Annotated in this window: 21 protein-coding genes; 14 read left to right on the top strand and 7 right to left on the bottom strand. The window is 70.1% G+C overall.

All coding sequences use genetic code 11. The features are described from left to right. Positions 1–6: 6 nt before the first annotated feature. Positions 7–1,287 carry a lipopolysaccharide biosynthesis protein gene (locus C8E84_RS02020; protein WP_159899041.1) on the bottom strand — a complete coding sequence of 427 codons (1,281 nt, stop codon included), beginning with the start codon at positions 1,285–1,287 and terminating at the stop codon, positions 7–9. 186 nt (positions 1,288–1,473) lie between these two features. Here C8E84_RS02020 and C8E84_RS02025 point away from each other — a divergent pair, with 186 nt between their 5' ends. Next, positions 1,474–2,304 (top strand): glycosyltransferase family 2 protein, encoded by an 831-nt coding sequence (locus C8E84_RS02025; protein WP_159899043.1) that lies wholly within the window; start codon positions 1,474–1,476, stop codon positions 2,302–2,304. A 60-nt stretch (positions 2,305–2,364) separates the two neighbouring features. Here the strand turns inward: C8E84_RS02025 and C8E84_RS02030 are convergent, their stop codons facing one another. Next, the gene (locus C8E84_RS02030) at positions 2,365–3,507 is read right to left on the bottom strand and encodes a glycosyltransferase family 4 protein (protein ID WP_211675343.1); all 1,143 of its coding nucleotides are present in this window, start codon (positions 3,505–3,507) and stop codon (positions 2,365–2,367) included. Between the two features lie 58 nt (positions 3,508–3,565). Between C8E84_RS02030 and C8E84_RS02035 the strand changes: the two genes are divergently transcribed. Genes C8E84_RS02035 through C8E84_RS02065 form a run of 7 tightly spaced genes read left to right on the top strand, consistent with a single transcriptional unit; the run spans position 3,566 to position 9,199 of the window. Continuing rightward, positions 3,566–4,438 carry a class I SAM-dependent methyltransferase gene (locus C8E84_RS02035; RefSeq protein WP_246196723.1) on the top strand — a complete coding sequence of 291 codons (873 nt, stop codon included), beginning with the start codon at positions 3,566–3,568 and terminating at the stop codon, positions 4,436–4,438. Further along, the gene (locus tag C8E84_RS02040; protein ID WP_159899045.1) at positions 4,435–5,187 is read left to right on the top strand and encodes a class I SAM-dependent methyltransferase; all 753 of its coding nucleotides are present in this window, start codon (positions 4,435–4,437) and stop codon (positions 5,185–5,187) included. The genes C8E84_RS02035 and C8E84_RS02040 overlap by 4 nt, the downstream gene beginning before the upstream one ends. After that, entirely contained in the window at positions 5,184–6,224 is a 1,041-nt protein-coding gene (locus tag C8E84_RS02045) for a GHMP family kinase ATP-binding protein (protein ID WP_246196724.1), read from the top strand. Before C8E84_RS02040 ends, C8E84_RS02045 begins: the two co-directional genes overlap by 4 nt. Next, positions 6,221–6,823 carry a D-sedoheptulose-7-phosphate isomerase gene (locus tag C8E84_RS02050; RefSeq protein ID WP_159899047.1) on the top strand — a complete coding sequence of 201 codons (603 nt, stop codon included), beginning with the start codon at positions 6,221–6,223 and terminating at the stop codon, positions 6,821–6,823. Before C8E84_RS02045 ends, C8E84_RS02050 begins: the two co-directional genes overlap by 4 nt. After that, entirely contained in the window at positions 6,805–7,344 is a 540-nt protein-coding gene (locus C8E84_RS02055; RefSeq protein WP_159899049.1) for a D-glycero-alpha-D-manno-heptose-1,7-bisphosphate 7-phosphatase, read from the top strand. The genes C8E84_RS02050 and C8E84_RS02055 overlap by 19 nt, the downstream gene beginning before the upstream one ends. Beyond that, complete coding sequence (locus C8E84_RS02060) at positions 7,341–9,056, top strand: MmpA family trehalose lipid delivery protein (protein WP_159899051.1); 1,716 nt, start codon at positions 7,341–7,343, stop codon at positions 9,054–9,056. Before C8E84_RS02055 ends, C8E84_RS02060 begins: the two co-directional genes overlap by 4 nt. Then, the gene (locus C8E84_RS02065; protein ID WP_159899053.1) at positions 9,053–9,199 is read left to right on the top strand and encodes a hypothetical protein; all 147 of its coding nucleotides are present in this window, start codon (positions 9,053–9,055) and stop codon (positions 9,197–9,199) included. The genes C8E84_RS02060 and C8E84_RS02065 overlap by 4 nt, the downstream gene beginning before the upstream one ends. Positions 9,200–9,206: 7 nt before the next feature. Here C8E84_RS02065 and C8E84_RS02070 read toward each other — a convergent pair whose 3' ends face one another. After that, positions 9,207–10,316 (bottom strand): glycosyltransferase family 4 protein, encoded by a 1,110-nt coding sequence (locus C8E84_RS02070; RefSeq protein ID WP_246196725.1) that lies wholly within the window; start codon positions 10,314–10,316, stop codon positions 9,207–9,209. A 141-nt stretch (positions 10,317–10,457) separates the two neighbouring features. Here C8E84_RS02070 and C8E84_RS02075 point away from each other — a divergent pair, with 141 nt between their 5' ends. Beyond that, positions 10,458–14,456: an alpha-(1->3)-arabinofuranosyltransferase domain-containing protein gene (locus C8E84_RS02075; protein ID WP_159899055.1), complete on the top strand. Its 3,999-nt coding sequence runs from the start codon at positions 10,458–10,460 to the stop codon at positions 14,454–14,456. Here C8E84_RS02075 and C8E84_RS02080 read toward each other — a convergent pair. Further along, positions 14,361–15,512, bottom strand: a complete 1,152-nt coding sequence (locus C8E84_RS02080) for an acyltransferase family protein (protein WP_159899057.1) — start codon at positions 15,510–15,512, stop codon at positions 14,361–14,363. The genes C8E84_RS02075 and C8E84_RS02080 overlap by 96 nt on opposite strands. 105 nt (positions 15,513–15,617) lie before the next feature. Here C8E84_RS02080 and C8E84_RS02085 point away from each other — a divergent pair, with 105 nt between their 5' ends. Both C8E84_RS02085 and C8E84_RS02090 read left to right on the top strand, forming a co-directional pair. Continuing rightward, positions 15,618–16,577, top strand: coding sequence for a UDP-glucuronic acid decarboxylase family protein (locus C8E84_RS02085; RefSeq protein ID WP_159899059.1), 960 nt, complete (start codon positions 15,618–15,620; stop codon positions 16,575–16,577). 120 nt (positions 16,578–16,697) lie between these two features. Beyond that, the gene (locus tag C8E84_RS02090; RefSeq protein ID WP_159899061.1) at positions 16,698–17,615 is read left to right on the top strand and encodes a PorA family protein; all 918 of its coding nucleotides are present in this window, start codon (positions 16,698–16,700) and stop codon (positions 17,613–17,615) included. A 52-nt stretch (positions 17,616–17,667) separates the two neighbouring features. Here the strand turns inward: C8E84_RS02090 and C8E84_RS02095 are convergent, their stop codons facing one another. Continuing rightward, positions 17,668–18,531 (bottom strand): class I SAM-dependent methyltransferase, encoded by an 864-nt coding sequence (locus C8E84_RS02095; RefSeq protein ID WP_159899063.1) that lies wholly within the window; start codon positions 18,529–18,531, stop codon positions 17,668–17,670. Between the two features lie 142 nt (positions 18,532–18,673). Here C8E84_RS02095 and rpsA point away from each other — a divergent pair, with 142 nt between their 5' ends. After that, the gene (gene rpsA / locus C8E84_RS02100; protein WP_159899065.1) at positions 18,674–20,167 is read left to right on the top strand and encodes a 30S ribosomal protein S1; all 1,494 of its coding nucleotides are present in this window, start codon (positions 18,674–18,676) and stop codon (positions 20,165–20,167) included. Positions 20,168–20,257: 90 nt separating this feature from the next. On the opposite strand, the gene C8E84_RS02105 is transcribed toward rpsA, so the two are convergent. Continuing rightward, positions 20,258–20,629, bottom strand: coding sequence for a LysM peptidoglycan-binding domain-containing protein (locus tag C8E84_RS02105; RefSeq protein WP_159899067.1), 372 nt, complete (start codon positions 20,627–20,629; stop codon positions 20,258–20,260). A 199-nt stretch (positions 20,630–20,828) separates the two neighbouring features. Here C8E84_RS02105 and coaE point away from each other — a divergent pair, with 199 nt between their 5' ends. Continuing rightward, positions 20,829–22,022, top strand: a complete 1,194-nt coding sequence (gene coaE / locus C8E84_RS02115) for a dephospho-CoA kinase (RefSeq protein ID WP_159899071.1) — start codon at positions 20,829–20,831, stop codon at positions 22,020–22,022. Positions 22,023–22,077: 55 nt separating this feature from the next. Next, positions 22,078–24,189: an excinuclease ABC subunit UvrB gene (gene uvrB / locus C8E84_RS02120; protein WP_159899073.1), complete on the top strand. Its 2,112-nt coding sequence runs from the start codon at positions 22,078–22,080 to the stop codon at positions 24,187–24,189. Positions 24,190–24,289: 100 nt separating this feature from the next. On the opposite strand, the gene C8E84_RS02125 is transcribed toward uvrB, so the two are convergent. Continuing rightward, complete coding sequence (locus C8E84_RS02125; RefSeq protein ID WP_159899075.1) at positions 24,290–26,947, bottom strand: phosphoenolpyruvate carboxylase; 2,658 nt, start codon at positions 26,945–26,947, stop codon at positions 24,290–24,292. Positions 26,948–26,977: the final 30 nt, after the last annotated feature.

The raw sequence follows: 26,977 nt of genomic DNA on the forward strand, positions 1-26,977 counted from the left end.
CACGGCTCATGTGTCGACCGGGCCCGTTCGCGAGAAGATGACGGGCTCGGCAAGGGCTGGCTCGGCTGAGGACGCCGGCGCCGGGCGGGCCGCGAACAGGAGCTCGCCGAGTCCGACCACGACGACGAGACCAGCAGCCACCATCGCTGCCGTCAGCACCTGGATGGCGCTGTCATGGAAGAACGCCAGGCACAGGATGATCTCGACCGCCACCGCACACCAGGCGACCTTCGTGAGGACGTGGCGCCCTTGGGCCATCTCGGCGATGACGAGCACCTGGGCCAGGGCGAGGAGGGTCCCCAGCGCCAAATAGGGCAACAGGAGGTCCGCGGCGGCCGAGTAGGCCTGCCCTCCGAGGAGTCCGACCCAGAACTCCGGTGCAGCGGCTGCCACCGCGGTGCCCACCGCGCACACCCCGAGCACGAGCCCCGAGGCTCGCAGGATGGTGCGTGGGGACCCCGACGTGGCCAAGGTCGGGATGAGGGCGAGAGCGAGGAACTGCGTCACCCAGATTGGGGAGCGACCCAGCGTCGAGACGAGGGCGTACTCGCCGGATTCGACGGGTGGGAGGAGGTACCGGGCGAGGACGACGTCCACCGTGGTCAGCGCCATCAGGACCCCGATGGCCGAGTTCGAGCGATACAGCGTGCGGAACACGGCGCCCCGGTCGCCGCGCGGCGCCGACCACTCGAGGTGCGCCTCGGCACGACAGAGCCACCAGAGGGTCCCGGCCATCACGTAGCTCGCAAGGGTCACCACGGCCAACGCTCCGGTGAGGCCCAGGCCGAGGGCCGATGCCGCCAGAGCCGCCAGGACCCGGCTGGTGCCGATCGCGACGTAGGCCAGGGACAGCGTCCCGATCCGGCGCATGCCGAGCAGGCCACCCATGAGCGCACCGTTGAGGATCAGCGGGGGCAGCCCGAGCCCGACGAGGACGGGCGCCAGCAGCGAATCGACCCGGGTGACGTGCGCCAGCGCGGGGGAGAGCACCACCGTGAGCAGGCACACGGCACTTCCGACGAGGAGAGGGAGCCTGAGGTCGAAGGCCGGTGGGCCGCGCCGCGCGACCCGTCGGGCATACACGACCTGGAAGGCTCCGGCCGGGATCGCGAGGACGAGCCCGATGCTGTTGAACGCGGAGAAGCCGCCGTAGTCCGCAGGACCGAGGGCCCGCGAGATGACCACGACGAAGACATAGCCCAGAGCGCTGGCTGCGGCCATGCCAAGGCCGAGCAGGGCGCCACTGGCTGCCCCACCCGTGGGTCGTGCTGGGGAGTGACCGCTCACTGCGCCTCGATCCGGGAAGTTCTCGGGTCACGGTACCTGCCGACGATCAGCGAGTCAGGCGATATGGGAGGCCGTAAAGGAGGGCCGGTCATGACATTCGCCACGGTGATGGTGCAGGGTGGACGCCGCGGTCCCTGCCTCGTCGGCGGACGCCGACGAGCAGAGAACCACGAGAAGGAGTGAGCGGTGACCCAGTTCGATGACGATGCCCTGGTGAGCGTCGTCGTACCAACCCGCAACAACGAGCGCACGATCGAGGCGTGTCTGACCTCGGTCCGCCGCCAGACCCACCCTGCCGTCGAGCTCATCGTCGTGGACAACTCGAGCGACGACACGACGTGGTCCGTGGCGCAGCGGCTGGCCGACCAGGTCGTGCTGGCGGGGCCGGAGCGCAGCGCGCAGCGCAACAAGGGCATCGAGTTGGCGCGGGGCGAGTGGGTGCTGTGGCTGGACAGCGACATGGTGCTGCCCCCGGACACGATCGCCCAGGCACTCTCGACGGCCGAGCGCACGGGTGCACTCGGGATCGCCCTGCCCGAGCGCACGATCGGCACCGGGTTCTGGACCTCGTGCCGGGCGCTGGAGCGGCAGTGCTACCTCGATGACCCGTTGCTGCACAATCCCCGCCTGATCCGCCGGGAGATTCTCGTCGGCGACGGCGGTTTCGCGCTGTCGATGTCCGGCCCGGAGGATGCCGACCTCCGCTTGCGGATGCGGGCCACTGGTGCCCCCATCGAGCTCGGATCGGTGCTGGTCGACCACGACGAGGGCCGGCTCACCGTGCGGTCGGTCATGGAGAAGCGCTACTACTACGGTCGGTCTCTTCCTGCCTTCGCAGACCGGCACGACGGCGCAGTGGCCCAACAGGGACGCGCTGTCATCCGCTCGTACGTGCGCAACCGGCGGCTCCTCGCCCGTCAGCCGATCACCGCGGTCGGCATGCTGGGGCTGCGAGGAATGGAAGCCGTGGCCTACGTGCTCGGCTCACGCAGAGGTCGGCGCGACGCCGCCCGCTGACCCCGCAACACCACGGACCATTACCGGCCACCCCGAGCGCCCGCGATCGGGCGCGTGAGATCAGTAGCGCCGACGGGCGACGGCCTGTCCGAGGGCTGCCTCGAGCTGCAGGGTGGTGTTCTCCCACGAGAAGGACTTCGCGTGCCGCCTAGCGTTCTCGCCGTACTTCTCCCGCAAGGCCGCGTCCATGAGAAGGTCCGAGACCTGCGTCGACATCTGCGTCACGTCGTCGGCGAGCAGTCCGGTCTCGTCGTCGACGATCGACTCGGTGACCCCCCCGGCAAAGGAGAAGGCGACCGACGGCGTCCCGTGCAGGCCGGCCTCGACGATGGTGAGCCCCCAGCCCTCCTTGTGCGACGGCATCAGCACCACCCATGCGCGTGACAGGAGCGTGCGCTTGGTGTGCTCGTCGACGAACCCGTGGAACCGCACCCGGTCGCTGACCCCGCGCGCGGCCGCATGTGCTCGCAGCTCGTCATCCCAGTACCCGCCGCCCACGACGTCGAGGGTGAGGTCCGGGAAGCGGTCGGAGAGGTCGGCCACGATGTCGATGGCGATCTCGAAGTGCTTGTGGGGGACCAGACGACCGAGCACCATCAGGCTGGGGTGGTCGGAGCGGGCGAGATCGGCGTAGGAGTCGAGGTCGTCGGGGACGTCGTTGCCCGAGTACGTGATGGCGATTCGGTCCCGATCGACGCCGAGGGCGACGAGGTCGTCACGGGTGGCCTGGGAGACGGTCACGTACTGGCAGTGCCGGTACACGATCGGAGCGAGTCGGGACTCGATCAGCCAGCCGAGCAGACCGAGGACCGGGCCGAAGATGATGGGCCACTGGTCACGGTGGACGTGGTGGACCAGGCTCACCACCGGGGTGGCGCCCGCGAGTGGGGACCAGAAGGGCACCCCGTTGTGGACGTCGACGACGACGTCCACCTCGTCGCGGACCTTCCGCAGGAACTGCAGGCCGCGCAGGTAGCACGTCAGGCGACCACCTCGACGAACGATGCGTACGGCGCCACGGTCGACCCGACGCGATCCGCCCGGGAAGGCGGCGGAGAACATGGTCACCGTGTGACCCCTCGCGGTGAGCAGTTGGGAGGTGCGTTCGACGTACACCTCGGCGCCCCCGGCCTCCGGGTGATCGCCATCGCGCCACGACAACATGAGGACGCGCAGCGGCCGCTGGGTGGTGCCGATATCCACTGAAACCCTCCTCGTGATCCAGCCGAGGGAGCCCGCTGGACTGGGTTAGGGTAACCGCGTGGCGAGCCGAGCACGACGAGAAGCGCTGCCCGGCCGGTGTGAAGTGTGCGGGGGAGGGACCCACCCCAGGGATCTGCGACGCGGCGGGGTGCTCGAGGAGTGCCGTACCTGTGGGCACCTTCGGCGATCCCTCGCCGACGCCCCCGCCGACCACCGAGACGCCGCCTACGGGGGCGATCCGGCGCTCGATGCGGTGCGGACACGACTGACCCACCGGTGGCTGTGCGCCGCAGGACGCCCGGCATCCGTCTTCGAGATCGGTTACGGCAGTGGTGCGCTGCTGAGGCGCTTCCATGATGACGGCGCGGCCGTCTCGGGCGTGGACCCCCACCAGCTCGCGGTGGACGTGGATCCCGTGGTCTCGGCGAATGCGCGCCTGTGGAACTGTGCCGTCGAGGACGTCCCTGACGGCGCGGTGTCGGCAGATCTCGTCGTCGGGGTCCACGTCATCGAGCACGTGAGTGACCCCGGTGTCACGATGGACAAGGCGGCCACGATGCTCACGGAGTCGGGCACCCTCGTGCTGCTCACCCCGGCGGGCGACTCCTGGGGACCACGCACCTTCGGATCGGCCTGGTGGATGCTCGAGGACCCCACGCACGTCCGGTTCTTCACCGCGCAGTCCCTGGCGCGTCTGGCTCGGGATGCCGGGCTGGTCGACGTCCGGGTGGATCGCCTCGTCCTGGACAGTCTGAGTGTCGACGTCGCCTCCGCCGTGCGGGCGTGGCGGTCGCCGGGCCCTGCAGGAGCGCTCGCCAAGCGGGGTGTGCGGGCGGCCGTGCTGGCCACGGCACCTGCGGTCGTCGCGATGCGGGCGATCGCACCTGGCACGCGGCCGACGCTGCGCCTGACCGCGAGGCGGCCCCGATGAGCCAGCACCGCGGTCTGCGCAGGTCTGCCCACCTGTTCAGGAGCTTCCTCGTCGAGCAGACCGATCCCGACCGGTTCTACGGTGACCTCGCGACCGACTCGGTGGCGACCCTCGCCGACCACGTCGCGCTCGACGGGCAGTTGGTGCTCGACGTCGGGGCCGGTCCGCGGCAGTTCGCGGAGGCCTTCCGCGCCAGAGGGGCGCGCTACGTGGCGGTCGACCACGACCCGACCGTGCCGTCCGTGGCCGACGGGGGAATCACCGGTTCTGCCCTGGCGCTGCCCGTGGCGGACGCCGCCGCCGACATCGTGTTCTCGAGCAACCTGCTCGAGCACGTCCCGCAGTTCACGGCCGTCGCCGATGAACTGGTGAGGGTCACCCGGCCCGGGGGAGTGCTCTATCTCAGCTACACCAACTGGTGGTCCCCGTGGGGCGCCCACGAGGCGTCGCCGTGGCACTGGCTCGGTGCGGACTACGCGGTTCGCCGCTACCAGAAGCGACACGGCCGACGACCGAAGAACCTGCTGGGGGAGACCCTCTACCGCGTCAGCATCGCCGAGGGTCTGGCGTGGGCCCGCGGTCGTGACGACGTCGAGGTGCTCGCCGCGCGACCGCGATACCTGCCAGATGTCGCGCGACACCTTCTCGCGGTGCCCGGTCTGCGGGAGCTCGCCACGTGGAACCTGCTGCTCATCCTGCGCCGGCGTGACGACCCGACCCCGCGACCCGTTCCGGGCGGTGACTCGTGACCTCGCGTGCCGTGTTGCGGGCCCGGGCGCCCCTGCGGGTCAGTTTCGCCGGGGGTGGTACCGACGTCGCTCCGTTCCCCGCGATGGAGGGCGGCGTCGTCCTCTCATCGACCATCAACCGCTACGCGTACGCGACCCTGCGCCCCCGCGACGACGGCAACGTCACGGTACGTTCCCTCGACTACGGCGAGTCGGTCGACTTCGGTGTCGACGACCCGGTCGTGTTCGACGGCCGTCTCGACCTGCCCAAGGCCGCGATCGCCCGGGTCCGCCTGCTGCACGACGCACTCCCCGCCTCCGGCTTCGACCTGTTCCTGCACACCAATGCGCCACCGGGTTCGGGCCTGGGCTCCTCCAGCGCCGTGGTGGTCAACGTCCTGGCCCTGGTGGCCCGGCACTGTGGCATGGACCTCACACCCCACGAGCTGGCACAGTCCGCATGTCGCCTCGAACGGGACGACCTCGGCATCCCCGGCGGTCTGCAGGACCAGTACGCCGCAGCGTTCGGCGGCTTCAACTTCATGGAGTTCCACGCCGAGCGGGTGGTCGTCTATCCGCTGCGAGTGGCGGAGGGCACCCTCCACGAGCTCGAGCACAACATGCTGCTCGCCTACATGGGCCAACCCCGGGTCAGCGATCACATCATTCAGGACCAGATCTCCCGTTTCACCGGTCACGACGCCGACGCGATCGCCGGCATGAGGGCTCAGAAGGAGATCGCCCATGCGATGAAGGAGGCCCTGCTGCGCGGTGAGGTGTCCGACTTCGGCGACCTGCTCGGTCAGGCCTGGCGGCAGAAGCAGCGCATGTCCGACCGGATCTCCAACCCGGCCATCGACGAGGCCGTCGAACTGGCGCTGTCGGCCGGTGCGCTGGGGGCGAAGGTCACCGGGGCAGGTGGCGGTGGACACCTGGCGCTGGTGTGTGAGTTCGAACGCAAGCACCTCGTGGCGGAGGCGCTGATCGGCTTGGGTATGACGGTGTCCGAGTTCACCTTCAGCAGGCAGGGCGTCACGACGTGGCGGGTGCCGTCATGACGACGACGCCCGACCCGGCCGTGGTGGCCGCCCTCCACGGTCAAGCCCTCACCGCGTGGGCCCAGATGATGCCGAAACTCCTCGAGCCGTCTCTCGTGGCCGCGGTCGACGCCGCAGGTCGCGTGATCCTCGAGGCACTCGCCGATGGACACAAGCTGCTGATCGTCGGCAACGGTGGCAGCGCGGCGATGTCCAGCCACGTGGCCGCTGAGTTCGCCGGGAAGTGCGTCCTGGACCGCGAACCACTGCCGGCCATCAGCCTGGCCGAGTCGTCCACCGTGATCACCGCCCTGGGCAACGACTACGGCTTCGACGAGGTCTTCGCTCGCGGCGTGCGAGCGCACGGTCGCCCCGGGGACGTCCTCCTCGCGATGTCGACGAGCGGGACGTCACCCAATGTCGTCGCAGCGCTCGGTGTCGCCAGGGAGCGGGGTCTGCACACCATCCTGCTGACCGGTGAGTCCGCGCTCGCCGACGGCTCGGTGGACCACGTGCTGCGCGCCCCGTCCAGCTACACGCCGCGCATCCAGGAGGTCCACCTCATGTGGTCACACGCATGGTGCGAGGGAGTGGACACCGCGTGGGTGGGCCGGGGCTGACACGGCCTGCACGGTCCGGGCCGTGGGACATCGTCTTCCTCGATCGGGACGGCACGATCAACGTCCACGGGCCGGGGTACGTCCGCGATCCTGAGGGCCTGGTGCTCCTTCCGGGAGCTGCGCAGGCGGTCGCCCGGCTGAACGAGAGCGGATGCCGGGTGGTCGTCGTGACGAATCAGCGGGGCCTCGCGACCGGCGCCCTGACGTGGGAGCAGTGGACCACGGTCATGGAGCGGATGTGTGTCCTGCTCGCCGCCGAGGGCGCCCACGTCGATGCCGTGGAGATGTGTCCGCACCAGTACGACGAGTGCGCCTGCCGCAAACCTGCTCCGGGCATGTTCCTTCGTGCCCTCGCTGACGCACCGTGGGCGCGGGCCGAGCGCTGCGCCATGATCGGTGACATGCCGTCGGACGTCGCCCCTGCGCGTGCCCTCGGGATGACGACCTTCCTGCTCGGTCACGACGTGCCCACCCTGGCCGACGCGGTGGACGCCCTGCTCGACGGGTCCCTCGGGCCATGAGGGTGAGGCAGCCTGCCACCGTCGTCCCCTACGCAGTGGCGGCACTGGTCTCCTTCATCGTCCTCGGACCGGCGCTCGGCCGGGAAGTGGTGCTCGCGTACGACCTGGCATGGTCACCGGACCCGCGGTTCACCCCGTTCTCGCTCGGCTCCGACGGGTCCGTGCCCCGGGCCGTCCCGAGCGATGCCGTGGCGATCGCCCTCGGCCACGTCCTCGGAGCGGGACCGGCCCAGGGCCTCGTTCTCTTCGCGACCCTGGTGCTGGCCGGGGTCGGCGCCGCGAGGCTGGCCGCTCTGCTCGCCCCGGACCTCGCTCTCGGACCACGCCTGGTGGCCGTCATCGCCGCCATCTGGAACCCGTTCGTCCTCGAGCGGTTGGTCATCGGGCACTGGACGGTGCTGCTGGCGTATGCCGCGGTGCCCCACCTGCTGGTGTCGTGTGCGAAGGTCAGGCGAGACCTCAGGCCCGCGTGGTCACCCGCGGTCGGAGTGGCGGCGTGCGGTGTCGGAGGGGCCAACGCGCTGGTCATTGCTGCCCTTGCCGTTCTCGTCGTGCTGGCCGTCCCGCGCGCTCGGTGGCAGGCCCTGGCGTACGCGGCCGGGGCCACCGTGGGGGTCTCGCTCGTGTGGGCACTTCCTGCCCTGGTGTCCGGTGTGGTGTCCGCTCCGGCCGGCGTCGCCGCGTTCGCGGCCAGGGCTGACACGCCCCTCGGCGTGCTCGCCTCCGTGGCCACGGGCGGGGGCCTCTGGAACCCGGCCACTCACCCAGTGGAGCGCTCGTCCGTGCTCGTCGCTGCCGGTGCGCTCCTGCTCGTCCTGGCCTCTGTCGCGGCCGGGGTGCGAGCGGCCAGGGACGAGGCCCTGCTCGCACTCGCGGCACCGGCAGTGCTCGGACTCGTGCTGGCCTGGTTGAGCGCGCTGGATCCGTTCGGCCTCTGGAGCGCGGTCGTGCTCCAGCTCCCGGGGGGTGGCATCCTGCGCGATGCACACAAGCTCATCGCGCCGTGGGTCGTCCTCACCGCTGCCGGAATGGCTGTTCTTGCCCGCGACGTCATGCGGGTGCGGGGGGCCGGACCGGTTCTCGTCGTCGTCCTGGCCGCGTTACCCTGTACGCTCCTTCCTTCTCTGACCTGGGGAGTCGGTGGTCGGGTGAGTGCCGTCGAGGTCCCCACCGACCTGCGATCCGTCACGGCGGAGCTGTCCGCGGCCGGGGAGGGCACGGTCGGGCTCCTGCCCTGGTCGCAGTACCGCAGATATGACTGGAACGAGCGCCGGGTCTCGCTCACCCTGATCCCGCGCATGGTCGATCACCCGGTGCTGTTCGACGACTCGCTTCCGCTTCAGGACCTGTCGGTGCCCGGTGAGAATCCAGCTGCGCGGCGCGTCACGGAGCGAATCGGCCAAGGGGTCGACCCGGTGCAGGCGCTCGCGGCGGAGGGCGTGCGGTGGGTCGTCATCGAGAAGCGCAGCGGACTGTCCGCCGCCGCCGCCGTCGACGTCGCCGACCTGCCCACCGGTTCGAGCGTCGTCCGCGACGGGCCGAGCGTCACCGTCGTGGAGCTCAGCTCTGTGGAGGGCCGCGCGGCCGGATTGAGTCGAATCGGGCTCATCGGGTGGGTCGCCACCTGCCTGACGTGGCTGACGGCCGCGGCGTGTCTCACGAGGGGTTCGTACCTGAGTCGACGTGACCGGCTGGTAAGGTCGCGCTCATGACTTCTCCTGTTGGGGCCATCGCGTCCGTGGTCGGCGGGATCATCCTCGCCCTGTTCGCCGTCATCGGCGGCGTCGGTGCCGTCAGTTCCAGCCCCAACGCGGCGTCGGCGTCCGAGGAGATCGTCCGCTACGACGCCCCCTGATCGGGCGTCATCCTTCGACCTCGCGAACCAGCAGGTCCTCCCAGGACTGCACACAGTCCTGCCACCGGAAGCGCGCCACCCACTCCCGCACGGCTTCCGACATCCGCGTGCGGCGGGTGTGATCGGTGAGCAGTTCTGCCAGGGAGTCCGTGTACTCGCCCACCCCTTCTCCGTCGGCATGGTCGACGAGGAGCCCGGTCTCTGCGTGACGGATGGAGTCCGTCGTTCCGCCGGCCTCGCGGAAGGCCACCGTCGGCGTGCCGTGGACCCCGGCCTCGACGACGACCAGCCCCCAACCCTCCTTCAGGCTCGGCATGGCATGGACCCAGGCCTGAGCGAGGAGGCGGTGTTTCTCCCCTTCGGACACATGACCGTGGAACGTCACCATGTCCTCGATCCCGAGGCGTGCCGCGTGGTCTCGCAGCATCGGGTCCCACCATCCTGAACCGACGACGTCCAGGTGCAGGGTGGGGAACCGGGGCCGCAGCCGCGCCACGGCATCCAACGCGATCTCCACGCGCTTCTGGGGAACGAGCCGTCCCAGGACGAGGATCCGTGGCGTGGCTGACCGCTCGTGGTTGTCGTCCGCCGTCGCATCCGTGCCGTTGTGGATGACCGTGATGCGGTCCGCGTCGACGCCGAGGTCGATGAGCTCTCGACGCGTCGACTGGCTGACGGTGACGTAGGTGGAGCGCCGGTAGGCCGCCGGCGCGACCTGGGACTCCAGCCACCAGCCGAACCGCGCGCTGCGCGGCCCGAACACCAGGGGCCACTGCTCACGATGAACGTGGTGCACCAGGTTGACCACCGGCTTCGACGTGACCAGCGTCGAGAGGTAGGGGACCCCGTTCTGGACGTCCACGACGACGTCGTGGCCGGCTTGGCTGCGCCCCAGGACCGCTCGGGGGTAGATCGAGTAGTGGCCACCCCGCCGCACGTAGTGGACCCCCCCGAGGGTTTCGTCGGGGAGCGCGCCGGGATAGGCCGCGGTGCGGAACGTCACCGAGTGACCGCGAGCAGCCAGCCCTTCGGCGACCGTCACGAGGTACCGCTCGGCGCCGCCGGCCTCGGGGTGGTTCTCGTCTCGCCAGTTCAGCAGCAAAACGCGCAGCGACATTCGTCCTCGTAGCGGTGGTCTGACGGTGGGGGTGGGTCTGGATGGTTACCATGCCCGGGTGCGTTCCGAGCAAAGGCGAAGGTACCCCACCGGTGTCCGTCGGCGGAGGCACTCAGGCCTCGCACGCGCGCGTGGACCTCGATGACGACGCCTTCCCGGCCCACCGCTGACGGCAGACGGTTGCGCACCCTGGCCGGGCTCCTCGTCGTGTGGAGCGTGGCGTGGTCGGTCCCCCGGGACAAGATCGCCGTGGACACCAAGGTCGACCTGTACCTCGACCCCTGGGGGTTCCTCGCTCGATCGCTGCACGTGTGGGACCCGCAGGTGACGTGGGGCGGGCTCCAGAACCAGGCCTACGGGTACCTGTTTCCCATGGGGCCGTTCTTCGGTCTCGGCTCGGAGATCCTCCCGATGTGGGTCGTCCAGCGCTTGTGGTGGATGGCGCTGCTCACCGCGGGCTTCCTGTCGATGATGGGACTCCTTCGGGTGTTCGGCATCGGCGGGGTCGGGGTGCGGGTGATCGCGTCGCTCGCCTACGTCCTGGCGCCCCGGGTCATCGCCACCATCGGCGGGCTCTCGTCGGAGGCGCATGCGCAACTGCTCGCCCCCGCGATCCTGCTCCCGCTCGTGATGATCGATCGGGGGGAGCTGGGGGTGCGCCGGGGGGTGGCCCTCAGCGGTCTGGCGATCCTGTGCTGTGGGGGAGTGAACGCGACGGCGACGGCCTTCGCGATCCTGCCGTCGGCGGTGTGGCTGCTCACTCGCCGTGCATGGTGGCGGGATGTGCTGACCGGGGGGTGGGGCGCGGCGGTTCTTGCGGCGACGAGTTGGTGGCTCGTGCCGCTGGTGGTCCTCGGACGGTACTCGCCCCCGTTCCTCGACTGGATCGAGAACGCCCAGACCGTGACGGCGAGGATCACCCTGTTCGACGCCTTCCGTGGGACCACCCACTGGCTCGGCCACCTCGTCACCTCGGGCGGGGTGTGGTGGCCTGCCGGCTTCGAGACGGTCTCGTCGCCAGTCCTCATCCTCGCCACCGCGGCGGTGTCAGCGCTCGGGCTGGCCGGCTTCCTGGTGCGCTCGCTCCCTCATCGTCGTTTCCTCGTCGTCGTGCTCGCCCTGGGAGTGCTGGTCCTCGCCCTTCCTCACCAGGGCGCGTTGAGTTCGCCGTTGAGCGGTGAGGTCCAGGGATTGCTGGACGGTCCACTGGCCCCGTTGCGCAACGTGCACAAGGCGGACCTGCTCATTCGCCTGCCCCTCGTGGTCGGCCTCGCGTACACCCTGACGGCCCTGTCGAGGTGGCGACCTCGGCGGCAGTGGATGCCGGCCGTGGCGCTCGGCGGCGTCGCCCTCACGGTGGTCGGCGCGGCGGCGCCGGGGTTCAGCGGTGACATCGCGCCGCGGGGCTCATTCGCCGAGGTCGCGACGCACTGGCAGGAGGTTGGGCGCTGGTTGGATGACCGTGGCGACGGCAGGGCGCTGATCGTGCCCGCCTCGAGCTTTGGCGAGTACTTCTGGGGGCGGCCCATGGATGAGCCGCTCCGGTCGCTGACGTCGGCCCCCTTCGCCGTGAGGGATGCCGTTCCCCTCACCCCCGCCGGCACCATCCGACTCCTGGACGAGATCGAGAGCCGCCTGCAGACAGGAGGCTCCCTTGGTGGCGCCACCTCGACCCTGCGCTCATCCGGTGTCAGGTACCTCGTGCTGCGCAATGACCTCGCGGTCGACCAGGCAGGGCAACCTCCGGTGGCGCTGTCGCGTTCCGCCCTCATCAACACCCCGGACGTCCAGTTCGTCAAGGGCTTCGGGAAGACCGTGCGCGACGGGTCTGGCGAGCGAGTGTTTCCCGTGGAGGTGTATGCCGTGGTGGGCGACGTCGCCACCGACCTCGAGGTGTGGGACGCCGACGGCGTGATGGGGTCCTCCGGCGCGTCGGAGGACCTCGCCCGACTGGCCGACGCGGGCCTTGGTGGGCGCCCGATCGTCTTCGACGGCGATCGTCAGGGTGATTTCGTGCCCGGGTCCCGGGCGCTCACCGACGGGTTCAGGGCAAGGGACCGGTGGTTCGGGGCTCCACGCGGGCAGGACGTCACGAGCGGGCTCGATGCGCGACGAGTTCTGACGGCATCGGACTACCTGCCGTGGCCCGGGATCCGGTGGCGGTCCCTGGTGGCGTACACCGGCATCCGCGATGTTCGGGCGAGTACCTCGTTGGCTCAGGACTTCGGGCCCGCGGGGCTGCAACCGGCCCACCGTGCGTACGCGGCAGTCGACGGCAGCCCTTCGACGTCCTGGCTGACGGCCTTCGACCCAGACCCGACGTGGACAGTGGTGCTGGACGATCCAGCGGACATTCCTCGGGTCGTGGTGACTCCGGCCCGAGTGGATCGCTTCGGCCAGGCCTTCGGCGTCGCCACGAACGTCACGGTGACCACTGACGCTGGCTCGGTCGATGCTCGGCTGTCCGCCCTCGGCGAGCCGACGAGCATCGATCTTCCACCGGGCGCCACCACCCACGTGAGTGTTCGGGTGCGCGACACCGCGAAGGGCAAACCCTCGAACGTGGTTACCGGCCTGTCGAACGTGGCGATCCCGGGACTCGTGCCGGTCGAGACCGTCGCGACCCCGACTGCCACCGTCTCGCCGGCGGAGACCACGGTCCTCGGTGCCGGTCTCCCGGGGCGAGAGGGCTGCGCCCACCTGACTCGCGAGTTCGTCTGCTACTCCGGCGTGTTCGTGGCCCCGGAATCCACCGGGCCCCTGGTGCGCGAGGTGAAGGGGCTGGCCCCGGGGCAGCGCGTCGCCCGCGGCACCCTGGCCGTCGACCCCGCGACGCCGCCCACGGACCTCGTCGACGTCCCCGGGGTGGCGGTCACCGCCACCAGCGTGCGCGCTCCGGGGGTGACCGGCCTGCCGGCATCGGTCGTCGACACGGACCCACGAACCGCGTGGAGCCCGGCCGCGGACGACGTCGCGCCGACGCTGACGATCACCCTCGACCAGCCCGTCGACATCGAGGCGATCAGGGTGCAGACCCGGTCGCGGTGGTCGCAGGACGAGGCTCCGGTGGTCTCGGTGCGCGTCGACGACACGGCGGTGACGCTGAGGGTGCCCGAGCACGGCGTCCTCAAGATCCCCCCGACCACGGCCAGGGTGGTCACCCTGCGCTTCGCGCCGGCTCCCGAGGCCGGCGGGCGGGGTCTCGGCGCCCTGGCGGTGGAGGAGGTCCAGATCGTCGGGCAGGACTTCCCGACGCCTGTTCGGGAGCTGAGCAGCCCGTGTGGCGAGGGGCCGGAGTTGACGATCGACGGTCAGCCGGTGCCGACCCGGGCCCAGGGTTCACGAGAAGCACTGTTCGGCGCCGGCGATTTCACGTGGGAGGCCTGCGCGCCGGTGACGGTGCGCGACGGCGACGCCCACACGATCACTGTCGGCCGATGGCGTGGCCTCGCCCCGCGCAGTGCGGTCCTGGCTCCTGTGCAGCCCATTCCAGCCGCGCAGTCAGTGGCGGTGCCCCACCGACGGACCAGCCCGACCGCGATCGACGGTGAGGTGGCACCGTCGGGCTCACGCCGCGTCCTCGTCATGTCCGACAACGCCAACCCCGGGTGGCAGGCCAGCCTCGGTGGCCAGGCGCTGGAGCCGCAGGTCGTCGACGGGCGGCGTCAGGCCTTCGTCGTTCCCGAAGGTGCTGCCGGACGCCTGACGATCGACTTCGCCCCGGACCGCCCCTATCGCTGGGGGCTCGCCGTCGGCGCCCTGCTCGCAGGGATCCTCGCGATCGTGGCGCTGTGGCCTGAGCGTGGTCCGCGTCGTGAGCCGGCGCCCGTGCGCGGAGATGCCGTGAGCCCCGCCCCGCCACTGGCCGCGCTCGTGTGGTCCGGTCTCATCGCGGGGCCCGCGGGGTTGGCGGCAGGCGCCGTGGGGGTGGGCATCAGCAGGCTGGGACGGCACCGGCGCCTGCTGCTCGCAGCGGTCGTGGCCTTCCTCTGTCTCGCAGCGGCGGGCGCGCAGGTCGTGGCCACGGCCGCGGGGGCGAACGGCTCAGTGGTCGAGGGGTGCGTCCGGCTGATGCTGATCGTGGCGTTCGCGATCGCGATGGCGACTCAGGATTCTCGCGGCGAGCGCAGAGGACGGTAGCTCGATCCACTGGTGGCTCAGGGCAGCCAGGGCCAGGGTCACGGGAACTCCGATGGCCAGCAGGGGCAGCAACCCACCGCGGAAGAGTTCGACACCGGAGACCGCGTACAAGCCGAAGAAGACGGGCAGGTGCCACAGGAAGATGCCGTAGCTGACCGCACCGAGCCAGCGGGCGAGCGGGTGGGAGAGGACGGTGCGGTAGAGGCTTTCTCCACCGTGGACGAGTGGGAGCAGCAGGGCGAAGGAGACCACCGTGCACAGGGCGGTGCGAACGATGAGGTCGCTCCACGTCGCGGCCTCGACGGTGAGCGCGCCGGCGAGGGGAGTAGTTCCGAGCAGGTACGCTCCGGCGGCCACGGCGAGGCACATGGCCGGGTCGGCTGCCCACGACGACAGGCGTCTGGAGATCCGCGAGGACGACACCAGGAGTGCCTCGGCGCAGATCATGCCCACGAGGAACTGCGGCGCTCGGGCGTGCAGCCACATGTGGAACTGGATGTCCTCCCCGAAGACCTCGCCGGCCCCCAGCCCGGATGCCGCGGTGGTCAGGAACGCCGCCATCACCAGGACGACAAGGGGAAGGGCTTCGTTGCGTCGGCGAAGTGGCCGCAGGGCAATGACGATGAGCGGGAGAGCCGCGTAGAAGGAGACCTCGGTGGCCAGGCTCCACGACTGGCCGAACGCCGATATCCACGCGTCGGGAACGTAGATCTGCAGCAGGGCTGCGTGCAGCAGCCAGTCGCGCAGGGGCGGGTTGGCGGCGATGACCACGGCGGCGAGGGTGACCCAGTAGGCAGGAAGGACCCGCGCGGCACGGCGCAGGGCGTAGCCGGGGACGTCGAGTCTGCCGCGGGCGTCCTGGGCGACCAGCCCGCGGTGCAGGAGGAATCCGGAGAGGGCGAAGAAGATCCCGACCCCGAAGTCGCCGCGTGCCCACAGGCGTCCGGTCAGCCCGCCGGTCGCGCCGAAACCTGCGAGGAACGCTGCATGAGTGAGCACGACCAGGCCTGCGGCCACGGCCCGAAGGCCGTCCAGGGCGGGGAGGCGAGTGGTCATGGGCGGCACCCTAGGCGACTGATCGCGGGTGCGTCGGCGAGAACGGTCAAGGGCGAGTGGTAGCGTCCGCGACCACCGCTGCTCGGAGCTGGAGGAAGGCACGTCGTGGGGAAGCAGTCAGCAACGCGTCGCACCGTGGTGACCGGAGGAGCCGGCTTCCTCGGGTCGCACCTGTGCGAGGCACTCCTCGCTCGCGGCGACGAGGTGGTGTGTCTGGACAACTTCCTCACCGGGTCGCCCGACAACGTCGACCACCTCATGGCCAACCCGAGTTTTCGGTTGGTCCGGACCGACGTGACCGACTTCGTCCACGTCGGGGGTGAGGTCGATCTGGTCCTGCACTTCGCGAGTCCGGCATCCCCCATCGACTACCTGAGGATGCCGGTGGAGACCCTGAAGGTGGGTTCCATCGGTACGCTGCACGCGCTCGGTTTGGCCCGCGACAAGGGCGCCCGCTTCGTGCTGGCATCCACGTCGGAGGTCTATGGGGACCCTGAGGTGCACCCCCAGCCCGAGAGCTACTGGGGAAACGTCAATCCGGTCGGTCCGCGAGGCGTGTACGACGAGGCGAAGAGGTTCGCCGAGGCCATGACCTTGGCGTACCGGCAGACGCACGGGGTGGACACCGGCATCCTGCGCATCTTCAACACGTTCGGCCCGAGGATGCGGCCGAACGACGGACGGGCCATTCCGAACTTCATCCGTCAGGCCCTGCGCAACGAGCCGCTCACCGTGGCGGGCGATGGGAGCCAGACCCGGTCGATCTGTTACGTCGATGACCTCGTCGCCGGGGTGCTCGCGTTGGCCGACAGTGCGGAGCCGGGCCCCATCAACCTGGGCAACCCGCACGAACTGTCGGTGCTCGAGCTCGCGCAGTGGGTCATTGATCTCACCGGGTCGTCCTCGACGATCACCTTCGTCGATCGACCGGTGGATGACCCCTCGGTTCGCAGGCCTGACACGACCTTGGCGCGTGAGCGACTCAACTGGTCGCCGCAGGTGTCGATCGAGGACGGGCTGCTGCGGACGATCGCGTGGTTCCGCGGTCATCCCGAACTCGTCTAGGCCGTTCAGCGAACACGCGCCGATGAATTTCTCACGGCGCGCGGCAATCGCGGGTGCAACCTCTGTACTCACTGGTAAGGTCACGGCGATCTCACCACTAAAGATAAGGGCAATGGTGCCATGCGCAAGACTCTGGGCTTCGTCCTCCTCGGCCTGGCGGGGTTTCTCGTCACGACGGCGCTGCTGACCCTCATCTACGTTCCCGGACAGGTGAAGAGGACCCCGCTGGACGTCAACTCCGACACGCAGTTGACCGGCCGAGCGGCCTATCTCTCGGAACCGATGACCGATGTCCGGTACCTCAGTCGAACCGTTGCCGACGGCACCGCTTCCGACGGCGATGTCATCGTGTTCGACAACCTCACCTGCCTCTGGCGGGCGGCGCCGGACTCCACCGGGAACTGCCCGGGTGACGACGAGAGCACCATCAGCATCGCCACTGACCGTTTCGCCACCGATCGAGTGACCGCGTTGGCCGTCAACGACGAGGCGTACGTCGGAGCCGGCGCCGAGCCGAAAGAGGGACTGATCAACAAGTTCCCCTTCGACGTCGAGCAGAAGTCCTACCAGGTCTGGGACGGCCTGCTCGGGCGCACCGTCGAGGCGAAGTTCGATGGCGAGGAGGAGATCAACGGGCTCAACACCTACAAGTTCCTCATCGAGTTCACCGACGAGCCCGCCGAGATCTCTGAGGGCATCTCCGGTACGTTCAGCGACACCAAGCGGCTGTGGATCGACCCGGTGACCGGTTCCATCATCGACCAGTCCGAGCAGCAGAAGCGCGTGCTGGACTCCGGGGACAACGCCCTCGACCTCGACGTCTCCTTCACCGATGCCCAGGTTCAGGCCAACGTCGACGCGGCCAAGGAGAGCGGCGGGTTGCTGCGGACCCTGGGCCTCGTGCCGTGGATCGCCTTCGGCCTCGGTGCCCTGGCCGCCCTCGGTGGCCTATTCCTGGTGCGCGGCGCCTCGGGCGGTTCGACGGACGGCTCCCAGGACGTCTCCCTCGACGAGATCACCCGCCGCAGTCGGCACTGACCACCCAACGCGCAGGCCCGCCGCCCCAGCAGGGGTGGCGGGCCTGCGTCGGTCATCGGCCGGTCGGCCCCGGCTGACTTGCCACGACGATGAGGGTCCCGGGCAGCAGGGCCCCGCGCAGCGGTGACCAGCCGCCCCACACCGAGGTGTTGTGCTCGGGCCACTCGGGCTCAACGACGTCGGTGACCACCAGCCCCGCGGCCACCACCTGGCGCACGAGGTCGCCCAGGGTGCGGTGGTGTTCGGCGTAGGTGACCACGCCCGCCTCCCGCTCGACGTAGGGCGTGCGGTCGAAGTACGAGGTCATCGCCGTCAGGCCGGCAGGGCCGGGGCCGTCGGGGAAGGCCCAGCGCACCGGGTGCGACGTCGAGAACACGAACCGTCCCCCCGGTCGAAGCACCCTGGCGGCCTCCCGCATGACGGCGCCGCTGTCCGCCACGAACGGGATGACCCCGTACGCGGTGAAGACCCGGTCGACGCTGGCGTCGGCCAGCGGGATCGCCAGGCCGTCGCACTGCAGGAGGGGGAGCGGTCGGTGGGGCGACGCGGATGCCGCGCGGCCGGCATCCTCGCCCGCCTCGCCGTTGTCGACCGGCCCGGCGTCGATCCGCTGGGCGGTGCGCAGCATGCCCATCGACAGGTCGCTGGCGACCACCCGCACGTCGTGCGTGCGCGCCAGCCAGCGTGAGCACTGGGCAGCACCCGCCCCGATCTCGAGCACCGTCATCCCGTCGCGCACCTGCACGAGGTCGAGCTGGTCCTCGGTCCACCCCTCGGGGCCCCAGACGAACTCGGCGTCACCGAGGAAGGCCCCGTGCTCGGCGTAGTAGTCCTGCGACTCACCGTCCCACCACGAGCGGTTCGCCGCCCGCGTCTCGTCACCGCCAAGGGGTGCGCGCAGCGCCTCGCCGCTCATCGCCGTCCCACGGTCGGAGGCGTTTTGCCGTGGACCTTCCCCGCCGAGTAGGCTGCCCCAGCACCCGTGTGACCATTTCCGGTCATTCGTGCGCCCGTACGATCCCATCGATTCCATCTGTCCACATCGGAGTTCCTACTACATGACTGCCAGCACGGTCGAGAAGACCGCCCCTCAGATCGCCATCAACGACATCGGCTCTGAGGAAGACCTCCTCGCCGCCATCGACGCGACGATCAAGCACTTCAACGACGGAGACATCGTCGAAGGAGTCATCGTCAAGGTCGACCGCGATGAGGTCCTGCTTGACATCGGCTACAAGACCGAGGGCGTCATCCCCTCGCGTGAGCTGTCGATCAAGCACGACGTCGACCCCAACGAGGTCGTCAAGGTCGGCGACGAGGTCGAGGCCCTCGTTCTCCAGAAGGAGGACAAGGAAGGCCGCCTGATCCTGTCCAAGAAGCGCGCCCAGTACGAGCGCGCCTGGGGCACCATCGAGAAGGTCAAGGAAGAGGACGGCGTCGTCACCGGCACCGTCATCGAGGTCGTCAAGGGTGGCCTCATCCTGGACATCGGCCTGCGAGGCTTCCTCCCCGCCTCCCTCGTCGAGATGCGTCGCGTCCGCGACCTCCAGCCGTACGTCGGCAAGGAGATCGAGGCCAAGATCATCGAGCTCGACAAGAACCGCAACAACGTGGTCCTGTCGCGCCGTGCCTGGCTCGAGCAGACCCAGTCCGAGGTCCGCACGACCTTCCTCAAGGAGCTCGGCAAGGGCCAGGTCCGCAGCGGTGTCGTGTCCTCGATCGTCAACTTCGGTGCGTTCGTCGACCTCGGTGGCGTCGACGGTCTCGTCCACGTCTCCGAGCTGTCCTGGAAGCACATCGACCACCCGTCCGAGGTCGTCGAGGTCGGTGACGAGGTCACCGTCGAGGTGCTCGACGTCGACATGGACCGCGAGCGCGTCTCGCTGTCGCTGAAGGCCACCCAGGAAGACCCGTGGCAGCACTTCGCCCGCACCCACGCGATCGGTCAGGTCGTCCCGGGCAAGGTCACCAAGCTCGTCCCGTTCGGTGCGTTCGTGCGCGTCGACGACGGCATCGAGGGTCTGGTCCACATCTCCGAGCTGGCCGAGCGCCACGTCGAGCTGCCCGAGCAGGTCGTCACGGTCGGCACCGACATCTTCGTCAAGGTCATCGACATCGACCTCGAGCGTCGCCGCATCTCGCTGTCGCTCAAGCAGGCCAACGAGGACGGCGCCAACCAGGTCGAGTTCGACCCGACGCTGTACGGCATGGCTGCCGAGTACGACGAGAAGGGTGACTACAAGTACCCCGAGGGCTTCGACGCCGAGACCAACGAGTGGCTCGAGGGCTTCGAGTCGCAGCGTGAGATCTGGGAGAAGCAGTACGCCGAGGCGCACGCCCGCTGGGAGGCCCACCGGGCCCAGGTCGAGGCATTCGCCAAGGCCGACGCCGAGGCTGCTGGTGGCAGCAACGAGACGTCCTACTCGTCCGAGACCGGTTCCACGCCGGCCGAGGACGGTGGCGCCCCGCGTCCGCCGGTTCCCGCTGCTGAGGGCACCCTCGCCTCCGACGAGGCGCTCGCCGCACTGCGCGAGAAGCTCACCGGTAACTGACGCCATCGGCATCCGTGATCGGATGCCGTGACGTCACCGACGAAGGCCCGGTCACCCCGCGAGGGGTGGCCGGGCCTTCGTCTGTTGGGGTCAGCGGGCGAGGCCCTGGGCCGGGATCACGAGCTTCTGTCCGACGATGATGAGGTCCATGTCCTCGAGCTTGTTGACCGCGGCGATGTCCAACCAGCGCAGGCCGAACTTCTGCGCCAGCTCGGACACGGTGTCACCCGGCTGGACAACGTGGATCTGCTCGGCGGGCGGTGCCGGGGGAGCAGGCGGGGCCGGAGGTCCGCCCAGCTTCAGCACCTGACCCACCGTGATGAGGTCCGCGTCCTTGATCGCGTTCCAGCGCACGAGGTCGTCCACGGTGAGCTCGTAGGTGGCGGCGAGCTTGGCGAGCGTGTCCCCGGCGACGACCGTGTGGGTGGGGTTCGGGTCGGTCAGGAGGATCACCTGCCCCACGGAGATCTTGTTTGGGTCCTTGATGCCGTTCCACTCACCAGGTCCGCGAGGGCGACCTTGTGCGTGGCGGCGATCTGTCCGAGGGTGTCGCCCGAGACGACGGTGTGTGTGGTTGCCATGGCTGGCAGGCCAGGCGCGCGCATCGTCGTGCCACGACGAATCGGTAAACACCTGTGACGACTCCTTGTAGGGTCACGGCATGCTGCGCGTGGGCCTCACCGGGGGCATCGGGTCGGGCAAGTCGACGGTGTCGGCCCAGCTGACGTCGCTGGGTGCCGTCGTCATCGATGCGGATGCCGTGGCGCGCGAGGTCGTCGAACCGGGCACCCCTGCGCTGGGCTCCATCGCCGACCGGTTCGGGCCGGAGGTGGTGACCAGCGACGGGGTGCTCGACCGCCCGGCCCTGGGCCGCCTCGTGTTCGGGGACGCCGCTGCCCTGCGTGACCTCGAGGCCATCACCCACCCGGCGATCTGGGCCCGCACGAGCGACCTCATGGCCGCCGTGCCCCCGGGGCGGGTGATGGTGCACGACATGCCCCTGCTCGTCGAGAAGCAGATGGGGGCCGAGTACCACCTCGTCGTCGTCGTGGGGGTGGGGGAGTCCATCCGGGTCCGGCGGCTCGTCGACCTGCGCGGCATGACGGAGAGCGACGCGCGGGCCCGCGTCGCCGCCCAGGCCACCGAGGAGCAACGCCGTGCCGCCGCCGACGTGTGGCTCGACAACGAGGGCACCCCCGAGGCGTTGCGGGCCGCGGTCATGCGGTTGTGGCACGAGCGGATCGAGCCCTTCGACCTCAACCTGACCCACGGCATCCGATCGCGGTTGTCCCACCCGACGATCTCCGCGCCGGACCCGACGTGGCCAGCGCAGGCGGCCCGCCTGGTCGCCCGCATCCGGCACGCCGTCGGCGACGTCGCGGTGACGCTGGACCACATCGGCTCCACCGCGGTGCCGGGGCTGGTCGCCAAGGACGTCATCGACCTCCAGGTGGGGGTCACCTCGCTCGCGGACGCAGACACGCCGCAGTTCGTCGCGGCGATGGCTGCCGCGGGGTTCGTGCGGGCCGAGGGCAACTGGTTCGACAACGGCAAGGACGGTGCGCCGTGGCCCAAACGGTTCCACGGGTCGTGCGACCCCGGCCGGGTCGCCCACGTCCATGTCCGCGAGGTGGGCTCACCCGGCTGGACCTGGGCGCTGATGTTCCGCGACTGGCTGCGGGCCGATCCGCACGAGCGGGCCTCGTACGCCAGCATGAAGACCGAGCTCGCCGCGAAGGCGGGCTCGATCGAGCACTACGTCGACGGCAAGGAGCCCTGGTTCGGCGCCGCTGACCTGCGCGCTCGCACGTGGGCCGAATCCACCGGCTGGGCGCCGCCTGCGGTGCGGGGCTGAGGAGCGGCGACTCGCTACCGGGCCGGCTGTCGGTGGCTCGGCATACCGTAGTGCCATGCGTCCGACGACAGATCTGCAGCGCCGCGTGGCGCCCTTCGAGGTGGTCTCCGACTTCGAGCCTGCCGGTGACCAGCCCCAGGCCATCGCCGACCTGGCACGGCGGGTGCGTGCGGGAGAGCAGGACACCGTCCTGCTCGGTGCGACGGGCACCGGCAAGTCGGCCACGACCGCTTGGCTGATCGAGGAGGTCCAGCGGCCGACGTTGGTCATGGCACCGAACAAGACCCTGGCGGCGCAGCTGGCCAACGAGTTCCGTGAGCTGTTGCCGAACAACGCCGTCGAGTACTTCGTCAGCTACTACGACTACTTCCAGCCCGAGGCATACGTCCCGCAGACCGACACCTACATCGAGAAGGACTCCTCGATCAACGACGAGGTCGAGCGGCTGCGGCACAGTGCCACGAACTCGCTGCTGACGCGGCGTGACGTCATCGTGGTGGCGTCGGTGTCCTGCATCTACGGCCTCGGCACGCCGCAGGAGTACGTCGACCGGATGGTCCGGTTGCGCGTTGGTGACGAGGTGCCTCGTGACGACCTGCTGCGCAAGTTCGTCCAGATGCAGTACACGCGCAACGACCTGGCCTTCACCCGCGGCACCTTCCGGGTCCGCGGTGACACCGTCGAGATCATCCCGATGTACGAGGAGCTCGCGGTGCGCATCGAGTTCTTCGGTGACGAGGTCGAGGCGATCTACACCCTGCACCCGCTGACCGGTGAGGTCGTGCGCGAAGAGTCGGAGATGTACGTCTTCCCCGCCTCGCACTACGTCGCCGGCCCGGAACGCATGGAGCGGGCGATCGCCGGCATCGAGAGCGAGCTGGAGCAGCAGCTCGCCCTCTTCGAGCGCCAGGGCAAGCTGCTTGAGGCCCAGCGGCTGCGGATGCGCACGACGTACGACATCGAGATGATGCGCCAGGTCGGATCGTGCTCGGGCATCGAGAACTACTCGATGCACATCGACGGCCGACTCCCGGGCACGGCCCCGAACTGTCTGCTCGACTACTTCCCCGAGGACTTCCTGCTCGTCATCGACGAGTCGCACGTGACCGTGCCGCAGATCGGCGCGATGTACGAGGGCGATGCCTCTCGCAAGCGCACCTTGGTCGATCACGGTTTCCGGCTGCCCTCGGCGATGGACAACCGCCCCCTGAAGTGGGAGGAGTTCCTCGAGCGCATCGGTCAGACCGTCTACCTGTCGGCCACCCCGGGCGCCTACGAGCTGGCCAAGGCCACCGGTGTCGTCGAGCAGATCATCCGGCCGACGGGTCTGATCGACCCCGAGATCATCCTCAAGCCCACCAAGGGCCAGATCGACGACCTGCTGCACGAGATCCGCACCCGCGCCGACAAGGACGAGCGGGTGCTGGTCACGACGCTGACCAAGAAGATGGCCGAGGACCTCACCGATTACCTGCTCGACAAGGGCGTGCGGGTGCGTTACCTGCACTCCGACATCGACACGCTGCGACGGGTGGAACTGCTGCGTGAACTGCGGCTGGGGGAGTTCGACGTCCTCGTCGGCATCAACCTGCTCCGCGAGGGGCTCGACCTGCCTGAGGTCTCCCTCGTGGCGATCCTCGATGCCGACAAGGAGGGGTTCCTGCGTTCGAGCCGCAGCCTCATCCAGACGATCGGGCGCGCGGCGCGCAACGTCTCCGGCCAGGTGCACATGTACGCCGACAAGGTGACCCCGTCGATGGCCGAGGCGGTCGAGGAGACGACCCGGCGCCGGGAGAAGCAGATCGCCTACAACCTCGAGCGCGGCATCGACCCCCAGCCGCTGCGCAAGAAGATCGCCGACATCACCGACATGCTGGGCCGCGAGGATGCCGACACCCAGGAGCTCCTGGGCTCCGGGCGGGCGCAGTCACGCGGCAAGAGCGACGGCGGTCGTGGCGGCCGCGGGGCGGCCGCGGCCGATGCATCGCTGGCCGCCCGTCGAACCGGCCCGGTCGCCGCCAGTGACCTCGCCGCACTCATCCAGGAACTGAGCACGCAGATGCACCAGGCCGCGGCCGACCTCCACTTCGAACTCGCGGCCCGGCTCCGGGACGAGGTCGGCGACCTCAAGAAGGAGCTGCGGCAGATGAGCGAGGCGACCAAGTAGACGCCCTGAGCACGTCCACCAGGGAGGCGCGCTGAGCCGGTCTGCCACGCGGCCGCGCTGAGCGCGGCCCGCGGCTCGCTCAGCGTGGCCCGCGGCTCGCTCAGCCGGTGTTCTGCAACCCCGCTGCCAGCCCGTTGATGGTGAGCAGCAGGGGCCGCTTCCACCCCGCCGCGGTCTCCTCGCCGTGCTCACGGATCTCTCTCAGGCCGCGCAGCTGGAGGTGGCTGAGCATGTCGACGAACGGGCGACGCAGCCGGACCGCGGTGTGCAGGTGTGGCTTGCGGGCGAGCATCTCGTCCTGGTCGAGCAGGCTGAGCACCTCGCGGCGGGTGCGCGCGAGTTCGTCGAGCACCCGCTCGGCGAGGTCGGGCCGACCGCCGAGCTCGAGGAACCGTGCTGCCAGCCTGTCGTCAGTCTTGGCCAGGCTCATCTCCGCGACGTCGACGAGTGCGGCGAAGACCGGCCACTCGCGGTACGCCTCCCGTGCCAGGTCCGGGTCGCCCAGGGCCTCGAGCCCGCTGCCGAGGCCGTACCACCCCGGCAGGTTGACCCGGGTCATCGACCAGGCGAACACCCACGGGATCGCCCGCAGGTCCTCGAGGCTGCGACCGCTCTCGGTGCCGCTGCGGCGGCTCGGCCGCGACCCGAGGCGCAGGTCCGCGAGCAGGTCCAGTGGGCTGGACATGGCGAAGAAGTCGGCAAACCCGGGCTGCTCGACCAGTGCTCGGAAGGCCCGCTTGCTGGCGTCGTCGACAACTGCCGCGACATCCGTGTAGCGCAGCCGGGCCGCCTCCCGGGCGGCTGCGTGGGTGGGGCTGTCGGTGAGCAGCACCGCTGACGCCACGCGCTCGAGGTGTTGCTCGGCGATGCGGATGTCGGCGTACCTGGCGAAGATCACTTCACCCTGCTCGGTGACCTTGAAACGGCCGTCGACCGAACCCGACGGCTGGGCGGCGATCGCGCGGTGCAGCGGGCCGCCGCCACGACCGAGGGATCCCCCGCGGCCGTGGAACAGGGTCAGCGTGACCTCGTGGCGCGCCGCCCATTCGACGAGAGCCTGCTGGGCGCGGTGCAGGGCCAAGGTCGCCGAGGCCGGGCCGACGTCCTTGGCCGAGTCCGAGTACCCCAGCATGACCTCGACCTCCCGGTCGACACCCTCGAGCCATGCCGCCGTCGACGACAGACCCATCCACTGCTCGAGGGTCGTGTCGGCGGCGTCGAGGTCCGCGCCGGTCTCGAACAGCGGGACGACATCGAGGGCGAGCGGCCGCGAGCCGACGGCGAGCCGGGCGAGGGCTCGTACGGCGACGAGGTCACCGGCGCTCTGGCTGAACGAGACGATGTAGCGGCCGCAGCTGCGCTGACCCCAGCGCTGCTGCAACCACGACATGACGCGCAACGTGTCGAGCACCTCGCGGGTCGTCGCACTTGCTGCGGCGGTGAGTTCGGGCCAGCCGTTGACCGCGAGGTCGTCGAGGAACGCAGCGTCCGCGGCGGCCACAGCCGGGTCGGTGACCTGACCGGGCAGCAGGGAGATCAGCTCGGTGAGCGCGGCGCGGTGCACGGCACTGTGCTGGCGCACCTCGAGCTCGGCGAGGTGGAAGCCGAAGGTCTGAAGCATCCACACCACGTCCTGGAGCTCGCCGCGTGCGGCCCGGGCGTCGCCGGCGGAGACGAGCGACTCCTGCACGAGCACGAGGTCCGCGAGGGCCTCGTCCGGGCCGGAGTACGCCAGCCCCGCCTGCTCCCGGCGCGTCGCGTCGAGCCGGGCGGCCACGACGAGCAGCTTCTGCCGGTGCGGCTCGCGCGGGGAGTCCTTGCTGATCTCGGCGAGCAGCCTGGGGTGGCTGGCCGCGTCGTTGGCCAGCGCGTCCCGCAGCGTTGCGGTCGGGGGAGTGGACTCCTCGTCCACGGTGATCATCCGGGCGACCCGGTCGACGGCCTCGTGCAGGATCTGCAGGGCCTGGTCGGCGTGAGCCGCGACGGTCTCGCGGGTCACCTCGGCCGTGACGAAGGGGTTGCCGTCGCGATCCCCACCCACCCACGAACCGAAGCGGACCACCGGGGGCAACGCGGCGGCATCCGATGCCTCGCCACCCAGGGCAGCCTCCACGGCCCGCTGGAACTGCGGGACCGCGTGCACGAGGGACTGGCTGAAGACCGTCAGCACGGTCTTGACCTCGTCGGAGGGAGTGGGGCGGGTGATGCGCAGGGTCGAGGTGCGCTGGAGGATGTCGATGTCGTCGAGCATGCGGCGTCGGGAGTCGGCGCGCTCCGACGGGCCCGACTCGGGGTCGTCGTGGACGTCCAGGTGGGCCGCGATGCGCCGCAGGGCGGACGCCACCGCACGGCGCCGGGCCTCGGTCGGGTGGGCCGTGAGCACCGGGTGGATCCGCATGGCCGCGATCCGGGCTCGGGCGTCCGACCCCGCCGCCGCGACGTCCGCGATCGCGGGGCCGATGTCGCCGGTCTCGGCGCTGCCACCGAACTCGCCGTCCTCGCGCCGCACCGACCGGGCACGATGCCGTTCCTCGGCGAGGTTGGTCAGGTGCAGGTGCACGGTGAGCAGCCGGGCGATGAGCTCTGCGGTCTGCGGGTCGAGGCTGTTGACGAGTTCGGCGGGCGCCTCGGGGTCCTCGGAGCGGCACCGCGCCTCGAGGGCGTCGGTGATCTCCAGCAGGTCTCCGCGGCCGGACTCCAGGATGACCTGCCGGTGCAGGCTGGTGAGCAGGGACAGGTCGTCGAGCATGCTGGCCATGGCTTCAGCCTAGGGTCGATCGGACACGGG

The organism is Ornithinibacter aureus (assembly GCF_009858245.1).
GTDB lineage: Bacteria > Actinomycetota > Actinomycetes > Actinomycetales > Dermatophilaceae > Fodinibacter > Fodinibacter aureus.